Origin of the sequence: Skermania piniformis (assembly GCF_019285775.1) — a bacterium.
Lineage (GTDB): Bacteria > Actinomycetota > Actinomycetes > Mycobacteriales > Mycobacteriaceae > Skermania > Skermania pinensis.
In genome coordinates, this window is sequence record NZ_CP079105.1 from 3,181,618 (window position 1) to 3,196,814 (window position 15,197).

Here is a 15,197-nt window from a genome sequence, read left to right on the forward strand (position 1 = left end):
CGGTGCCGTCGCTTCCCCAGCTGCCGTCGCTGCGGACGGCCGGAAAGGCACCGGCCGATTCGCCGGTTCGACTGCCCGCGGCGCAGGCCGTCGTCGATTGCGCAGTATACGTCGACGGTCGTCGACTGCCCGGCCGTTTCGGTTTCTCGGCAGCGCTGGCAAACGTTCGGGAACGCGGGTCCGGCTTCGTCTGGGTCGGGCTGCACGAGCCGGACGAACGGCAGATGAGCGATGTCGCCAGGTGCTACGGAATCCACTCGCCGGCGGCCGAGGACGCGGTGCAGGCCCATCAGCGGCCCAAGCTCGCGCCGTACGACGACCTGTTCGTCCTCGTGCTGCGGACGGTGCAGTACGTCGAGCACGATGTGCACACGGTGTCCGACATCGTGCATACCGGTGAAGTGCTGGTGTTCGTCGGACCGGACTTCGCGATCACCGTGCGGCACGGCGCGCACACCGGCCTGGTCGGGGTACGCAGCCGGCTGGAGGCGCGCCCGGACCTGCTCGCCCTCGGACCGTCGGCCGTGTTGCACGCTGTCGCCGACCATGTCGTGGACACCTATGTCGAGGTCACCGGCCGGCTGGAGCGTGATGTGGACGTGCTGGAAGAAGACGTGTTCTCCCCCGCGCCGATTCGCGCCGTCGAGCCGATATACCAGCTCAAACGGGAAGTGCTGCAACTACGCCGGTCGGTCGGACCACTCGCCGGCCCGCTGCAACGGCTCAGCCACTCGACCGAATTCGGTGTGCCGAAAGAGATCCGGCACTACCTGCGCGATGTCGCCGACCATCACACCCTGGTCGCCGAACGGATCACCGAATTCGACGAATCACTCAGCGCTTTGATCGACACCGCACTGGCAAAGGTTGCCATGCAACAGAACTCGGACATGCGCAAGATATCGGCCTGGGTGGCGATCGCCGCGGTGCCGACGATGCTGGCCGGCATCTACGGGATGAACTTCGACAACATGCCGGAGCTACATCTGTCCTTCGGCTACCACCTGCTGCTCGCGGTGATCGCAATCCTGTGCGGCGGACTCTATCTGGTCTTCCACCGGGTGCACTGGCTGTAACCGCGCTCACCGCCGAGCCATGCCCCGGCTCGGGTCGCGCACATCGATGCCCGCCTCGGCCCAGGCTTCGCGCAGCGCGGGAACGCCCTCGAGCCGGACCCAGGCGGCCTCGGTCGCCGTGATCGGGACCACCTCGAGCAGCTGCACCGGATCCAGCGGCGACGGCAGCGACACCTCCGCCAGGCCGCTCCGGCCGGTCAACATCGCGGTGAACGGCGCACCACGCCAGACCGGCTCACCGAGATCCAGCAGGGCATCCGGGCGCAGCACCACGCCCTCCACCGCGGGCAGGGCAGCGAGGACGGCGAGACTGCGATGCAGGCCCACCAGATCGGCCCCGGCCCGCAGCCGCAGCACCAGCTCGGCGCGCGGGCCGTGGGTCGGGTCGGCCAGGATGTCCGCCGGGTCGGTCATCGGATGTCGGGCGCAGCCGACCGTGGCATAACAGACCGGATCGCCGGCGAACCGCAGCACCTCGATCGGCTCCAGACCCAGAAAGGTCACCGACGCGGAATCCGGCGCGCTTACCCCGAACTCGCGGATCAGCTGGGCGCGGACCGCCGCGGCCACATCTACCGACACCCACTCATCCCGTCAGCCGGGCGGCTCAGCCCACCGAGACCGAGTTGATCGTCACCGGCTCGGCCGGCACGTCCTGTCGGCCGGTAGCTACTTTGCCGATCGCGTCGACGACGTCGAATCCGTCGGTAACTTTGCCGAAAACGGCGTAGCCCCAGCCATCTTGGCCCGGGTAGTTGAGAAAATCGTTGTCGACGGTGTTGATGAAGAACTGCGCACTGGCCGAATGCGGGTCCGAGGTGCGCGCCATGGCGACCGTGTACTTGTCGTTGCGAAGCCCGTTCTTGGCTTCGTTCTCCACTCGGCTCGGAGCCGGCTTCTGCCGGAGATCGGCGGTCATTCCGCCGCCTTGGATCATGAATCCGTCGATGACCCGATGGAAGATCGTGCCGTCGTAGTGCCCCGACCTGGCGTAGGTGAGGAAATTCTCCACCGTCTTGGGCGCCTTGTCCGGATCCAACTCCAGCGTGATGTCACCCTTGCTCGTGTTCAGTACGACGTCGACCGGCATCGTCGAATCCTAGCCGCACCCGTCGGGGCCGACCCGCACCGCGGTCAGATCGCCAACTTGGCCAACATGTCCCGGCCCGCCTCGGCACTCTTCGGGTCGCACAACACGTCGTAGCGACCGGCGACCAACTGCATGGTCGAGGCGAAATCACGCTGCCCACGAGTCGCCGCGTACGGAATGGACGTCGAGATCACCCCGAACACGACGCCGCCGAGGAGACCGACCAGCAGCGGGCCGAGAAAACCGCCGGTGAAGATGCCGAGCAGCAGGCCGAAGAACAAGCCCAGCCAGGCCCCCGAAACGATGCCGCCGCCGATCACCTTCGTCCAGGTCAACCGCCCGAGCACCCGCTCGACCTGCATCAGGTCGACCCCGACGATCGTGACGTCCTCGACCGAGAACTCCGAATCGGCCAGGAAGTCGACCACGCGCTGCGCCTCGGCGTAGGTCGGATACGACCCGATGGGCCAGCCGCTCGGCGGAGTCGGCAGGCTGGGGCCACCTCGGGCCCGACCGTCCAGCGGATTGCTCATAACGACCATTCTGCCCGATTCGGCGCCGCTACGGGGCGCTGCGGAACGTGCGGCACGACGATCTTCTAGCCTGGTCGCGTGGCTGCATCGAAGGTGTTCGCCGCCCGGCTGGCCGGCCTGGTGGTGCTGGGTCCGGACGGCGAGTCGATCGGCCGGGTCCGGGACGTGGTGATCACCATCCGGATCGCTCGACAGCAGCCCCGAGCTCTCGGCTTGGTCATCGAATTGCCCACCCGGAGAAGAATTTTCGTTCCGATGTTGCGGGTTACCGCGATCGAACCGAGTTCGGTGACGCTGAACACCGGAACGGTCAGCCTGCGTCGGTTCGCGCAGCGCCCGGGCGAAACCCTGGTCCTGGCCCAGGTGGTCGACTCCCGGGTGCAGATCGACGACCCGGACCTGGAGGAACTCGACGGCCAGGATATGACGGTCGTGGACCTGGGACTGGAGCAGATCCGCACCCGGGACTGGGTGGTCTCCCGGGTCGCGGTGCGGCTGCAGCGGCGGCGGCTGCGGCGGTCCGCGGTGCATGTGGTGGCCTGGGAGCATGTCGAGGGCTTGACCCAGAGCTTGCTCGCCGTCCCCGGACAGGGGGTGACCGCACTGCTGCAGCAGTACGAGGGCCGACGCGCCGCGGACGTGGCCCGGGCGCTGCAGGAGCTACCGGAGAAACGACGGCTGGAGGTAGCGCTGGCGCTGGACGACGAGCGCCTCGCCGACGTCGTGCAGGAACTGCCGGACGACGACCAGGTGTCGCTGCTCGGCCAGCTGGAGGTGGAGCGCGCCGCCGACGTGCTCGAGGCGATGGATCCCGACGACGCCGCCGATCTGCTCGGCGAGCTGCCCGAGACCGAGGCGGAATCCTTGCTCCGGCTGATGGATCCGGAGGAATCGGAGCCGGTTCGCCGCCTCCTGGAACACTCGCCCGACACCGCGGGCGGCCTGATGACCCCGGAGCCGGTCGTGCTCTCCCCGGCAACCACGGTCGCCGAGGCGCTGGCCCGGGTGCGCGACCCGGACCTCACCCCGGCGGCCGCGTCGTTGGTCTTCGTCGTGCGCCCCCCGACCGCAACCCCGACCGGGCGTTATCTGGGCTGCGCCCACCTGCAACATCTGTTGCGCGAACCCCCGGCCAGCCTGATCGGCGGCATGCTGGACACCGCCCTGCCCCGGCTCTCCCCGGACGATCCGATGACCACGGTGACCAGGTATTTCGCTACCTACAACCTGGTCTGCGGCCCGGTGGTCGACGACCAGGAGCACCTGCTCGGCGCGGTCACCGTGGACGACGTGCTCGATCATCTGCTGCCCGAAGACTGGCGCGACGAGGATCGAGCGGCCGCCGCGGACACGGGCGAGTCCCGGGTGGACTGAGCCGGCAGGCGATGATAACCCCATGAGCGACCGTGCCCGCGGCGACAAACAGCTGAGCCATGCCCAGACAACCCGACTGCGCCTGGAGACCCCACGCGAGTCCCGGTTCCGGTTCGACTGGGACGTGGAAGCGGTGGGACGGTTCAGCGAGCGGATCGCCCGGTTCCTCGGTACCGGCCGCTACCTCGCGATGCAGACCGTCCTCGTCGTGGTGTGGATCCTGCTCAACGTCTTCGCGGTCCGGCTGCAGTGGGACCCGTACCCGTTCATCCTGCTCAATCTGGCGTTTTCCACCCAGGCCGCGTACGCGGCGCCACTGATTCTGTTGGCGCAGAATCGCCAGGAGAATCGCGACCGGATCGCGCTCGACGAAGACCGGACGCGGGCTGCGCAGACCAAAGCCGACACCGAGTTCCTGGCCCGGGAACTTGCCGCATTGCGAATTGCTCTCGGTGAGGTAACAACTCGAGACTATCTGCGCCGGGAATTGGACGATTTGAAGGACTTTCTGGGCGCCAATTCCGCTGACGCAGTGAACTCGACCGGTCATTCGGCTGCTGGGTCGGCGAGTCGCGGGAAATCTGCGCGACGGCCGGGGAGATTCACCGATTTCGCCGAGCGGGATGTCACCGGTATGTAATCTTGGTTGCGGTTCCCGGGTGGGCGTCGGGGTAGACGCGGTGTTTACCGTACGGCACCCTTCCGGTGGTTTGTGCGACAGGGATGGTGGCCGAATGCAACAGCTCCGAGCCCCCGTGACGGTATCCGCATTGGTCCTTGCCGGGCTGGTGACGGCAGGAACGGCAGCGGGTGACGCGGCGGGTCCAGCGCGTCCGGAAACAATCGATCAAGCCGGCGGCGCCACGCTTGCCGAGTCTACTGTCGACCTTCGCGATTCCGGTGCACCCGCGCCGGACGGGGTCGGCGTGTTGCCCGCGGAGCCGAAGCCGGCGCGCATGCTGCGCGCGGCCGGCCAGACGCCGGCCGACGGTGCGACGCCGTTCGCGGCCGGCAGCATCGTGCCGTTCGCCGCCGGCAGCACGGTGGCACTCCCGGCCGTCGCAACGCCGGTGCGGGGTGTCTCGATCCCGGCCATCGTCGGCGCCCTCGGGATTCCGGAGAACGTGTTGGCGGCGTATCGCAACGCCGAGCTGGCAATGGCCGCCGCGGAACCGAGCTGCGGCCTGAGCTGGAGCCTGCTGGCCGGGATCGGCCGGATCGAGTCGGGCCATGCCAACGGCGGCAAGGCCGACGTCAACGGCACCACCAGCAACCCGATCATGGGTCCCGCGCTGGACGGAACCCTCGCCGGCAACGAGGTGATCCGCGCCGCCAACGGCAGCGCGGTGCGGGCACTCGGACCGATGCAGTTCCTGCCGAGCACCTGGCAGGCCTACTCCGCCGACGCCAACGCAGACGGCGCCGCCGACCCGAACAACATCTACGACGCGGCCCTCGGAGCGGGCAAATACCTCTGCGCCGGTGGGATGAACTTGCGTGATCCATCGCAGGAACTGCGCGCGGTGCTCCGGTACAACAACTCGATGGCGTATGCCTCGAACGTGCTCAGCTGGGCCGCGTCCTACCGCAACGGCGTCGCACCCACCATGCCGGACCTGTCCGCGGACCTGGTTGCGCCCGGCGGCCTGTCCCCCGTCGACAGCGGCGGACCGTTGATCGACGCCGCCGCCGTCGGGGCGGCAGGCTCGCCGGCCCAGGCGGTGGCCGTTGCTGCCGCCCCCGGCACGCCGGGCGCCCCGGGTACGGCAGCTGCGCCGGGCACCGCGGTGCAACCCGGCACCACAACCGCCGAGCCGTCGCCGTCGCCGTCGATGATCACGGTTCCCGGTCTGCCGCCGATCCCCTGCGCCCCGATCTGCTCGGCGATACCGACGGTCCAGGTGCCGGGTGTGGTCGGCGAACCGGCACCGGCCGCACCGGCTGCACCGGCGGTCCCAGCCGCTCCGGTTCCGGCTCCGGTGGCCGAACCGGCCCCCGCACCGGCCCTGCCGGAACTGCCGCAGCTACCCGCATTGCCGGAGCTGACCTTGCCCCCGGTACCCGAACTGAACCTGCCGACCATGCCGGCACCGGCGATGGCCCCACAACCAAGCGCCGCCGTCGTAGCACCCGAACCGCAACCGTTCGTCCCGGTCCCGGGCATCACCCTCCCGGCGCTGCCTACCGATCTACCGACGATTCCGTTCGGGCCACCCGCATGACAGCCGGCTCAGCGCGCTTTATCACGATCGCCGCGGCACGCCCCGGAAGCCGGCCATAACAGTCGGGTAACGGCGTCGTCTCAAATCAGGTAGCCTTGTCTCCGTTCCGTAACGGACGATCTCTGTTCGGGGTCGCAGGGAGGTTACCCAGATGGGTCGGCATCGTAAGAAAACTACGCCCGGACGCACGTCCGCATGGGCGCTGTCCGGGCTGGTTCCGGTAAGTCTGGTCGGCGCGGTCTCGTCGACCACGCTCGGCGCGGCACCGGTCCAACCGGTCACCGATCCGGTGCATGACACATCGACGGCGGTCTTGGCAGCGGCCGGCGCCGATCCGCTGCACAGCGTCAAGCAAGCGGCAGAGCTGGTCGACCACGGACCGCCGCCGCTACCGGTCAGCCCGCCGTCACCACCGCTACCGACGGACCTGGCGGCGAGTCCGGTGGCGGTGCCGGTGGTGAACATCGACGCCTACCAGGCGGCCGAGCGCACCCTGGCGGCGCAAAACCCGAACTGTCATATGCCCTGGACGCTGGTCGCCGGGATCGGCCGGGTCGAGTCGGCACATGCGAACAACGGCAAGGCCGACGGCGCCGGCGAACTGCTCGCCCCGATCTTCGGACCGATCTTGGACGGTAGCCTCAGCGGCAACAACGTCATCCACGACACCGACGGCGGCGCCATGGACGGGGTGTCCGGTTACGACCGCGCAGTCGGGCCGATGCAGTTCCTGCCGGAGACCTGGAACCGCTACGGCGCGGACGGCAACGGGGACGGAGTCGTCGACCCACAGAACCTCTTCGACGCCGCGCTCACCACCGGCAAGTACTTGTGCGACGGCGGGTTGGACATGCGGGATCTCACCCAGCAGAATCGAGCCATCCTGCGGTACAACAATTCGATGGCCTACGTCGCCAACGTCATGGCCTGGGAGTTGGCCTACTCGACCGGCGTCGTTCCGCCGCCCGACTCGACACCCAAGATCTGATCCGCCGACCGGGCACCCCTAGGATCGAGGGTATGCCCGCTGCTCCAGCCGAATCGGACATCCGCACTGCTTTGTCGAAGGTGCTCGATCCGGAGATCCGCAAGCCGATCACCGAACTCGGCATGGTCAAGAGCATCGAGATCGACCCGGCTGCCGGCGTCACCGTCGGCATCTACCTCACCACGGCGGCCTGCCCGATGCGGACCGAGATCAGCGACCGAGTTACCCGGGCGATCGCCGACGTCGCGGGAGTCGGTCAGGTCCGGGTTGAGCTCGACGTGATGAACGACGAGCAGCGAACCGAGTTGCGCAAGTCGCTCCGGGGCGATTCCGCCGAGCCGGTGATCCCGTTCGCTCAGCCGGGTTCGCTCACCCGGGTGTACGCGGTGGCGTCCGGTAAGGGCGGCGTCGGGAAGTCGAGCGTGACGGTGAACCTTGCCGCGGCGATGGCCGCCCGCGGGCTCGCGGTCGGGGTGCTGGACGCCGACATCTACGGACACTCGATTCCGCGCATGCTGGGCACCGATGCCCGGCCCACCCAGGTGGAGCGGATGATCATTCCACCGACCGCGCACGAGGTGAAGACGATCTCGATCGCGCAGTTCACCCAAGGCAATACCCCGGTAGTCTGGCGCGGTCCGATGCTGCACCGGGCACTGCAGCAGTTCCTTGCCGACGTGTTCTGGGGCGACTTGGACGTCTTGCTGCTCGATCTCCCGCCGGGTACCGGCGACGTCGCCATCTCGATCGCGCAGCTGGTCCCGAGCGCGGAGATCTTGGTGGTCACCACCCCGCAACTGGCCGCTGCAGAGGTAGCCGAACGGGCCGGAGCTATCTCTTTGCAAACCCGGCAGCGGGTCGTCGGCGTCGTGGAGAACATGTCCTGGCTGGAGTTGCCGGACGGCACCCGGATGGACGTGTTCCAATCCGGCGGCGGACAGGCGGTCGCCGACCGGCTGACCCGGGTGATCGGCGCCGAGGTGCCGCTGCTCGGCCAGGTGCCGCTCGACCCGGCGGTGACCAGGTCGGGCGACGAAGGCGTGCCGATCGTACTCACCGCACCGGAATCCGCCGCCGGCGCCGCGCTGCGATCCATCGCCGAGCAGTTGTCGGTGCGGCGCCGTGGCCTCGCCGGGATGTCGCTCGGTATCGACACCACTCGCCGGGCCTGACCGGGCCGGCGGTCAGGTGGCGTCGGTGTCGATCGGCGGCGCGTCGCCCGGCAGCAACGGCTTCGGCAGCCGTCGTGGCGGATCGGCCGGCACTGCCGGCGGCAACGAAGCCGGCTTGTCGAAGTTCCCGGTGAAGATCGAGTCGTCGCCGTCGAGGATGTGCTTGGTGATCGCCGCCCGCGGGGTCATCCCCCGCAACTGATTCAGCTGGGCAAGCGGCTTCCGAATCTCGTCGTACTCCGGACCCAGGTCGTCTTTGAGCTGCTGGGTCGCGCCGCTGGCGTAGTCGCGAACCTGGCGCAACGACTGCGTGGTCCAGCGCACGGCGCCGGGCAACCGCTCGGGTCCGAGGATGACGAGTGCGGCGACGAGCAGCACCATGAGCTCGCCCCAGCCGATGTTGCCGAACACGACGACCAGCTTAACCGGCGCCGCCGCGGACCGGCCGTCAGTCCGATACCGGAGTGACCTGCACGTCGACCAGGCGACCGTCGCGGACCAGTTGAACCGGAACCGCGGTGCCGATCTGCTGCAGCTGGACCGCAACGACCAACTCGTACGAATCGGACACCACTCGATCGCCGACCTTCACGATCACGTCGCCCTCGACGATTCCGGCCTGCTGCGCCGGACTGCCGTCCCGGACGTTCACCACCTGCGCTCCGCTGGTGGTGTCGTTGACCACCTTGCCGGTACGGGCGTTGACCCCGATGTCGGGATGGTGCATCACCCCGTCCCGGATCAACGCCTGCGATACCTGGGTGACCTGATCGATCGGAATGGCGAAGCCGAGGCCGACCGAGCCACCACTCTGGCTACGGATCGCCGAGTTGATCCCGATCACGTCGCCGTCGAAGTCGATCAACGGACCACCCGAGTTACCCGGGTTGATCGACGCGTCGGTTTGCACCGCATCGATCACCGCGTCGGTATCGGAGCCCTCGCCGCTCAGCGGGACCGGTCGGTGCAGCGCCGAGACGATACCGGCGGTGACGGTCTTGCTGAGGCCGAGTGGCGAGCCGACCGCGATCACGTCTTCGCCGACCTGGACATCGCCGGACTTGCCGAGCTTGGCCACCGTCAGATCCTTGGCTTCCACCTTGAGCACCGCAAGGTCGGTCTTGGTATCCCGGCCGACAACCCGCCCCGGCACCTTGGTCCCGTCGGAGAAGATCACCTGCAACTTGGCCGTCGGATCGTTCGCCGCGACCGAGATCACGTGGTTGTTGGTCACCACGTAGCCGGCCCCGTCGATGACCACTCCGGAGCCGGTGGAGCCTTCGTCGCCGACGCTTGCCTGGATGGTCACCACAGACGGCAGCACGGCATCGGCAACCTCGGCGATCCGGCCCCGCGGCTCGTCGTTCGACAGGCTGTTCTGACTGAGGCTGACCCGTTTCGAAGTGAGGTCACCGGCCGTCTCCGCGGTCAGCCGACCGACCAACCCACCCAGACCACCGATCAGCAGTGCGATCGCGGCCAGCACGGCCAACGCACGCGGCGCGACCCGGCCACCGAACAGCACGTCGCGCACCCCGAGCCGTTCCGCCGGCGGTCGGATCGGCCGGGCCGGCGCCGCCAGCGCCGGTGCGCCGAGCCGGGCCGGCGCGGCCGGATCACGCCACGGATCGACCGGTTCCGGATCGACCGCCGACTCGGGTTCCCCGTCGGGGTCGCGCTGGATGATCTCGGCCGAGCCCGGCGGGCGCCGGTAGGCCTCGGCGAGGATCGGGTCCGGTATCCGCACCTGCACCTCGGGCACCGGGCCTACCCGCCGGTCGGCAGCGGCGAACGAGCCCTCGGTACCGTTCGGTCGACCGAAGACCTGTGAGGTCGCAGAATCGACCTCCGGGCGATACACCGGACGTGGCCCGAGCACCGGCGCGTCCGGCGGACGCAGGCCGCTATTCGTCGGTACCGCATCGGGTTCGGTCTGTTGAACTCCCACGCGGCAGACTCTACTTGCGCCGACGACGCGACCAGCGGCGACCGTCCGGGGCCTCGGCAGCACCGCAGTCGACGTCGCAGTACGGGATCTGGTTCAGACTTCCGAGCAACGTAGCCGGCATCGAGACCTGCGGCAGCCGCCGCAGTTCGCCACTGGCATGCCGCTGCCCGTCGACCTCGGCGGCGCACTCCGGGCATTCGGCGATGTGGTGCCCGGCCCGCAGATGCGCGGTCATCGTCAGCTCACCGTCGACGAACGCCGCGACGGCTTCGAAGGACAGGTGCTCGGTCGAGCGGAACCGGCGCGACGCCGCGCGCTCCCTGTCCTCGCTCATCCGTACCTCCTGCTTCACCCGACCTTCTGCTCGGTCCGGTACCCCACCGTGCCCTGCGCGGCCAGATGGTCCCGCAATGCCTGCCTACCACGATGGATCCGACTGCGCACGGTACCCAGCTTGACTCCCAGTGTGGCACCGATTTCTTCGTAGGACAGACCCTCGATATCGCAGAGCACGACCGCAGCTCGATACTCCGGGGCAAGCGCGTCGAGCGCCGACTGGAGATCCGGATCGAGTCGGGCATCGTGGTAGACCTGCTCCGGGCCGGGGCCGGACGCCGGTACCCGGTCGTAGTCCTCGGGCAGCGCCTCCATCCGAATCCGGCTGCGGCGGCGCACCATGTCCAGAAACAGATTCGTGGTGATCCGGTGCAACCAGCCCTCGAACGTGCCCGGCTGATAGTTCGACAACGATCGGAAGACCCGGATGAACGTCTCCTGGGTCAGGTCCTCCGCGTCCTGGGCGTCACCGGAGAGTCGATAGGCCAACCGGTAGACCCGGTCGGCGTGCTCGCGGACCAGTTGATCCCAGGACGGCATGGCCGAGCGTTCGCCGGTAGCATCGAAAGCTGCGGTGCCGGTCAACGCTCCCCCTTCGGCACCCGACGGCAGTTCGTAGTCGGAGATCTCGGCGTACTTACTTCCCGCATCGACCATGTGAACGGTCCCGCCCTCCTGTTCGCCGAACCACTTGCGGCCTGGCTCTCGCCGTGGCCGCCGCTACCCTAGGGAACTACCGGATTGTCCGGATTGTTCCGGCGCGCCGTGATCCGGTGACGCGCAGGGCTTACTCTGTCCGAGTCCGTTATGGACGGCGTATGAGGAACCTGAGCAGCAGCTGAGAACCGGTCGCCGGGTCGCGCCCGAACGCGATGCGTGGCGGGATAGCCTCGAGATCGTGGCGAACAACAGCACCGTGGCGACCAAGCTGGACAACGCGGACCGCATCCTCGGCTACGTGGAGTCCTCGGTCGGCGAGGACGAGGTCTTGACCACTGCCCGAGAACGCGCGGCGGAACTGGGCGCGACCCCGATTCCGGCGTCGGTCGGCGCGCTGCTGAGCATGTTCGCCCAGATGCTGGGTGCCCGCGCGGTGGTCGAAGTCGGCACCGGCGCCGGGGTCAGCGGGCTCTGGCTGCTCGACGGAATGCGTCCGGACGGCGTCCTGACCACGATCGATGCGGAGCCGGAACATCAGCGGGCAGCGCGGCAGGCGTTCCGTTCGGGCGACATCGCGGCCCAGCGCACCCGGCTGATCAACGGGCGCGCGCTCGACGTCCTGCCCCGGCTCGCCGACTCGGCCTACGACCTGGTGTTCGTCGACACCACCCCGACGGATCATCCGGCCTACGTGGACGCCGGGGTCCGGTTGCTCCGGCCGGGCGGGGTGATCGCGTTCCACAACGCGCTGCTCGGCGGCCGGGTGGCCGACCCCACCCGACGCGACCCGGCCGTGGCGGCGATCCGGGCCGCCGCGCGCGCCGTGGCCGAGAACGAAGAACTGACCAGTGTGTTGATCCCGGTCGGCGACGGGCTGCTCTGCGCCTGCCGCAGCTGACCCGCAGGTCGGTTCACTCGGCGATCAGCCGGGCGCCCTTGCCCACGGTCACCACCCCGCCGGCGCTGACCGCGAATCGTTCGCGATCGCGATCGAGATCGACCCCGACCACCTCGCCGGCACCGACCACGACGTTCTTGTCCAGGATTGCCCGGCGGACCACCGCACCGCGCCCGATCCGCACTCCGGGCATCAGCACGCTGCCCTCCACGGTTGCCCCGTCCTGCACCGTCACGTTGGCGCTGAGCACCGAGTTACGCACGGTCGCCGCCGACAGGATGCAGCCGGCGCCGACGACCGACTCCTGTGCCAGTCCGCCCTGCACGAACTTCGCCGGCGGCAGGTTCTCGGCAGCGCTCCGGATCGGCCAGAGCCGGTTGTACAGATTGAACACCGGGTGGACCGAAACCAGATCCATGTGCGCGTCGTAGAAGGCGTCGATGGTGCCGACGTCCCGCCAGTAGCCGTGATCGCGTTCGGTCTCGCCCGGGACGATGTTGTCGGCGAAGTCGTAGACGTACGCGGCACCGGCGTCGGCCAACGCCGGGATGATGTCGCCGCCCATGTCGTGATCGGAGTCGATACTCGCCGAATCCGCCCGGATCGCGTCGACCAGGGTGCGCGCGGTGAACACGTAGTTGCCCATCGACGCGAAAGTGGAGTTGGGATCGTCCGGAATTCCCGGCGGGTGCGCCGGCTTTTCGAGGAACTGGGTGATCCGGCCGGACTCGTCGGAGTCGATGCAACCGAACGCGGTCGCCTCGCTGCGCGGTACCCGGATACCGGCAACCGTCACCCCGGCGCCGGTTTCGACGTGCCGGCGGACCATCTGTGCCGGGTCCATCCGGTACACATGATCGGCGCCGAAGACAACGATGTAATCCGGCTCCTCGTCGGCGATGAGGTTGAGCGATTGGTGGATGGCGTCCGCGCTGCCGGTGTACCAGCGCGGGCCGAGCCGCTGCTGGGCCGGTACCGGGGTGATGTATTCGCCACCGAACCCGGACAACCGCCAGGTCTGGCTGATATGCCGATCCAACGAATGCGACTTGTACTGGGTGAGCACACAGATCCGCAGATAGCCGGCATTGACCAGGTTGCTCAGTACGAAGTCGATGAGTCGGTACGCGCCCCCGAACGGTACTGCCGGCTTGGCCCGGTCCGCGGTGAGCGGGTACAGCCGCTTTCCAGCGCCGCCCGCGAGGACGATTCCGAGCACGTGCGGCTGGCTCCTCACACCGCCCAATTTATCGTCTTTACCGCATTCCTGCGCACAACGACGTGCCGCGCCGAGCGCCCACCATGGCGACAGCTCGTGCGTTACCCGCGACGGAAGGTGGTGACCTGGACCGAGCCGGTCACCTCGAGCCGATCCGGCAGCGCGGCGAGCCGAGCCGAGCGCTGCTCCGGTTCGCCGTGCCGAGCCGACGGGCCCATCCCGATCAGCGCCGCCACGTCCGCATGATCCAGGTTCATCGAGAAGTCGATCGGTTGCCGTGCGATCGGCGCGAACAGCGAGGCCAGCGCAGCATCCACGCGCCGCTGCTTGTCCGGATCCACCCGGATCATCGCGAAGTCGTCGATGAGTTCCGTCAGATGCCGCCCGGTCGGGGTGACCAGCACGTAGCGGCCGCCCGGTGCCATGACGCGGGCCAGCTCGGCAACCGGCCGGGGGGCGAACACCGACAACACATGCGATACGACGCCGGAGCGGATCGGGAGCGGCCGCCGGACATCTGCTGCCACCGCCACCGCCTGCGGATGCGCCCGAGCCAACCGACGGACCGCCGGCGTCGCGACGTCGAGCCCGACCCCGCTCGCCCCGGGCAGCCCGGTCAATACGTCGGCCAGGTAATAGCCGGTACCGGCTCCTACCTCCAGGATGCGACTGTCCACCGGACTGTCGTCGCCGATCGCTGCCGCGCGTACCGCGGCAGCGATCGGCGCGAAGTGACCAGCGGCCAGAAATCGTTCCCGGGCCGCGACCATCGCCGCCGTGTCGCCGGCGATCCGGGTCGGGGCACCGGTTGCCAGCCGGACGTAGCCGTGCCGGGAGACATCGAAGGAGTGCCGACGTGGACACCGCAGTACCCGCTCGATCAGCTCCAGGTCACCGCCACACTCCGGACAGGCGAGCAGCGCGACCGCGGCCGCATACAGGGTCAGGCCTTGCTGGTCACACCCCGCAGTTCCTCGCCGAGAGCCGCCGCTTCGTCAGGTGTGAGTTCGACGACCAGGCGCCCGCCCCCCTCGAGCGGAACCCGCATCACGATCCCGCGCCCTTCTTTGGTTGCCTCGAGGGGACCGTCCCCTGTGCGGGGCTTCATGGCCGCCATCCTCTGCTCCCTCCGGAATCTCACATCCATCCAACCCACCGGCACTCGGTGAGCTACGCGATCATTCTTCCCTATCGTGCTGGTCGGGGGGTAGCGGTGCCCGAAAACCGGGTCGACAGTCCGGCAATTCATCGACTTGTCGTCGAACAGTCCGCGATAGGATCGGCTACCATTCCGGTCGCCCGCATCAGCCCGGAAGCGGCTGTCGGCCCGACGAAGCGACGCCCACGCCGCTCGACCGGGCTCACGTCGACTCGGCGACGCCCGCCCGTTCCTCGTCGTCGGCGGGTAGCCGGGCGCGCAATCGGTCGATCTCGGCGCCGAGCTGCTCCAGCGCCCAGTCGACCTCGCTGGCCTTGTACCCGCGCACCACCTGCTGGAACTGCAGCGCCCGAACATCCGCACCGGTGACCCCGCGGGCCGGAAGCCGGGTGAGAGTCGTCTCACCGGGCAGCGGGCCCAGCTCCTCGGACCGTCCGAACACGACGCCGGCCACCACGAACAACAGTGCGCCGACGACCGCGACGACCAGGACATAGAGCAGCATCGTCAGCATGCCTCGAT

The 15,197-nt window shown here is 68.6% G+C and carries 18 protein-coding genes; 7 read left to right on the plus strand and 11 right to left on the minus strand.

Translation table 11 applies throughout. The annotated features are described in order from the left end of the window. The first annotated feature begins 2 nt into the window (after positions 1-2). Complete coding sequence (locus KV203_RS14695) at positions 3-1,076, plus strand: magnesium and cobalt transport protein CorA (RefSeq protein ID WP_066471189.1); 1,074 nt, start codon at positions 3-5, stop codon at positions 1,074-1,076. A 6-nt stretch (positions 1,077-1,082) separates the two neighbouring features. Here KV203_RS14695 and KV203_RS14700 read toward each other — a convergent pair whose 3' ends face one another. The 3 genes from KV203_RS14700 to KV203_RS14710 are packed head-to-tail and all read right to left on the minus strand — an operon-like array spanning position 1,083 to position 2,699. Next, positions 1,083-1,658 (minus strand): suppressor of fused domain protein, encoded by a 576-nt coding sequence (locus KV203_RS14700; RefSeq protein WP_066471192.1) that lies wholly within the window; start codon positions 1,656-1,658, stop codon positions 1,083-1,085. Positions 1,659-1,683: 25 nt separating this feature from the next. After that, positions 1,684-2,166, minus strand: coding sequence for a peptidylprolyl isomerase (locus tag KV203_RS14705; RefSeq protein ID WP_066471198.1), 483 nt, complete (start codon positions 2,164-2,166; stop codon positions 1,684-1,686). Positions 2,167-2,210: 44 nt separating this feature from the next. Beyond that, the gene (locus tag KV203_RS14710) at positions 2,211-2,699 is read right to left on the minus strand and encodes a YflT domain-containing protein (protein WP_066471200.1); all 489 of its coding nucleotides are present in this window, start codon (positions 2,697-2,699) and stop codon (positions 2,211-2,213) included. Between the two features lie 78 nt (positions 2,700-2,777). Here KV203_RS14710 and KV203_RS14715 point away from each other — a divergent pair, with 78 nt between their 5' ends. From KV203_RS14715 to KV203_RS14735, 5 genes are all read left to right on the plus strand, one after another. After that, the gene (locus KV203_RS14715) at positions 2,778-4,073 is read left to right on the plus strand and encodes a magnesium transporter MgtE N-terminal domain-containing protein (protein ID WP_066471202.1); all 1,296 of its coding nucleotides are present in this window, start codon (positions 2,778-2,780) and stop codon (positions 4,071-4,073) included. A 22-nt stretch (positions 4,074-4,095) separates the two neighbouring features. Beyond that, entirely contained in the window at positions 4,096-4,713 is a 618-nt protein-coding gene (locus tag KV203_RS14720) for a DUF1003 domain-containing protein (protein ID WP_066471205.1), read from the plus strand. A 115-nt stretch (positions 4,714-4,828) separates the two neighbouring features. Beyond that, positions 4,829-6,295 (plus strand): lytic transglycosylase domain-containing protein, encoded by a 1,467-nt coding sequence (locus tag KV203_RS14725; RefSeq protein WP_066471208.1) that lies wholly within the window; start codon positions 4,829-4,831, stop codon positions 6,293-6,295. Positions 6,296-6,446: 151 nt separating this feature from the next. Further along, positions 6,447-7,283 (plus strand): lytic transglycosylase domain-containing protein, encoded by an 837-nt coding sequence (locus tag KV203_RS14730; protein ID WP_066471210.1) that lies wholly within the window; start codon positions 6,447-6,449, stop codon positions 7,281-7,283. A 32-nt stretch (positions 7,284-7,315) separates the two neighbouring features. Next, positions 7,316-8,455, plus strand: coding sequence for an Mrp/NBP35 family ATP-binding protein (locus tag KV203_RS14735; RefSeq protein ID WP_066471212.1), 1,140 nt, complete (start codon positions 7,316-7,318; stop codon positions 8,453-8,455). A 12-nt stretch (positions 8,456-8,467) separates the two neighbouring features. Here KV203_RS14735 and tatB read toward each other — a convergent pair whose 3' ends face one another. The 4 genes from tatB to sigE are packed head-to-tail and all read right to left on the minus strand — an operon-like array spanning position 8,468 to position 11,396. Beyond that, a complete protein-coding gene (gene tatB / locus KV203_RS14740; RefSeq protein ID WP_066471214.1) occupies positions 8,468-8,866 on the minus strand; it encodes a Sec-independent protein translocase protein TatB in 399 nt (132 codons plus the stop codon). Positions 8,867-8,903: 37 nt separating this feature from the next. Then, positions 8,904-10,403: a S1C family serine protease gene (locus KV203_RS14745; protein ID WP_066471216.1), complete on the minus strand. Its 1,500-nt coding sequence runs from the start codon at positions 10,401-10,403 to the stop codon at positions 8,904-8,906. 10 nt (positions 10,404-10,413) lie between these two features. Then, positions 10,414-10,737, minus strand: a complete 324-nt coding sequence (locus KV203_RS14750) for a zf-HC2 domain-containing protein (protein ID WP_157079828.1) — start codon at positions 10,735-10,737, stop codon at positions 10,414-10,416. 14 nt (positions 10,738-10,751) lie between these two features. Further along, complete coding sequence (gene sigE, locus KV203_RS14755; protein ID WP_066471221.1) at positions 10,752-11,396, minus strand: RNA polymerase sigma factor SigE; 645 nt, start codon at positions 11,394-11,396, stop codon at positions 10,752-10,754. A gap of 241 nt (positions 11,397-11,637) precedes the next feature. Here sigE and KV203_RS14760 point away from each other — a divergent pair, with 241 nt between their 5' ends. Further along, positions 11,638-12,297, plus strand: a complete 660-nt coding sequence (locus KV203_RS14760) for an O-methyltransferase (protein WP_281422359.1) — start codon at positions 11,638-11,640, stop codon at positions 12,295-12,297. A 13-nt stretch (positions 12,298-12,310) separates the two neighbouring features. Here the strand turns inward: KV203_RS14760 and glgC are convergent, their stop codons facing one another. The 4 genes from glgC to KV203_RS14780 form a co-directional block, all read right to left on the minus strand. Beyond that, entirely contained in the window at positions 12,311-13,534 is a 1,224-nt protein-coding gene (gene glgC / locus KV203_RS14765; RefSeq protein ID WP_083530103.1) for a glucose-1-phosphate adenylyltransferase, read from the minus strand. Positions 13,535-13,617: 83 nt separating this feature from the next. Continuing rightward, a complete protein-coding gene (locus KV203_RS14770) occupies positions 13,618-14,463 on the minus strand; it encodes a putative RNA methyltransferase (RefSeq protein WP_343228055.1) in 846 nt (281 codons plus the stop codon). Beyond that, on the minus strand, positions 14,460-14,633 hold the full coding sequence (locus KV203_RS14775) for a DUF3117 domain-containing protein (protein WP_083530119.1): 174 nt from the start codon (positions 14,631-14,633) through the stop codon (positions 14,460-14,462). Before KV203_RS14775 ends, KV203_RS14770 begins: the two co-directional genes overlap by 4 nt. Before the next feature lie 244 nt (positions 14,634-14,877). Continuing rightward, positions 14,878-15,189: a DivIVA domain-containing protein gene (locus KV203_RS14780; protein ID WP_066471233.1), complete on the minus strand. Its 312-nt coding sequence runs from the start codon at positions 15,187-15,189 to the stop codon at positions 14,878-14,880. Positions 15,190-15,197 lie beyond the last annotated feature (8 nt).

What these genes read in the sequence shown, in the direction of transcription:
- KV203_RS14720 (WP_066471205.1), top strand. Translation starts at nt 4,096, where the DNA reads ATGAGCGACCGTGCCCGCGGCGACAAACAGCTGAGCCATGCCCAGACA.
- KV203_RS14705 (WP_066471198.1), bottom strand. Translation starts at nt 2,166, where the DNA reads ATGCCGGTCGACGTCGTACTGAACACGAGCAAGGGTGACATCACGCTG.
- KV203_RS14730 (WP_066471210.1), top strand. Translation starts at nt 6,447, where the DNA reads ATGGGTCGGCATCGTAAGAAAACTACGCCCGGACGCACGTCCGCATGG.
- KV203_RS14775 (WP_083530119.1), bottom strand. Translation starts at nt 14,633, where the DNA reads ATGGCGGCCATGAAGCCCCGCACAGGGGACGGTCCCCTCGAGGCAACC.
- KV203_RS14750 (WP_157079828.1), bottom strand. Translation starts at nt 10,737, where the DNA reads ATGAGCGAGGACAGGGAGCGCGCGGCGTCGCGCCGGTTCCGCTCGACC.
- KV203_RS14780 (WP_066471233.1), bottom strand. Translation starts at nt 15,189, where the DNA reads ATGCTGACGATGCTGCTCTATGTCCTGGTCGTCGCGGTCGTCGGCGCA.
- KV203_RS14710 (WP_066471200.1), bottom strand. Translation starts at nt 2,699, where the DNA reads ATGAGCAATCCGCTGGACGGTCGGGCCCGAGGTGGCCCCAGCCTGCCG.
- sigE (WP_066471221.1), bottom strand. Translation starts at nt 11,396, where the DNA reads ATGGTCGATGCGGGAAGTAAGTACGCCGAGATCTCCGACTACGAACTG.
- KV203_RS14735 (WP_066471212.1), top strand. Translation starts at nt 7,316, where the DNA reads ATGCCCGCTGCTCCAGCCGAATCGGACATCCGCACTGCTTTGTCGAAG.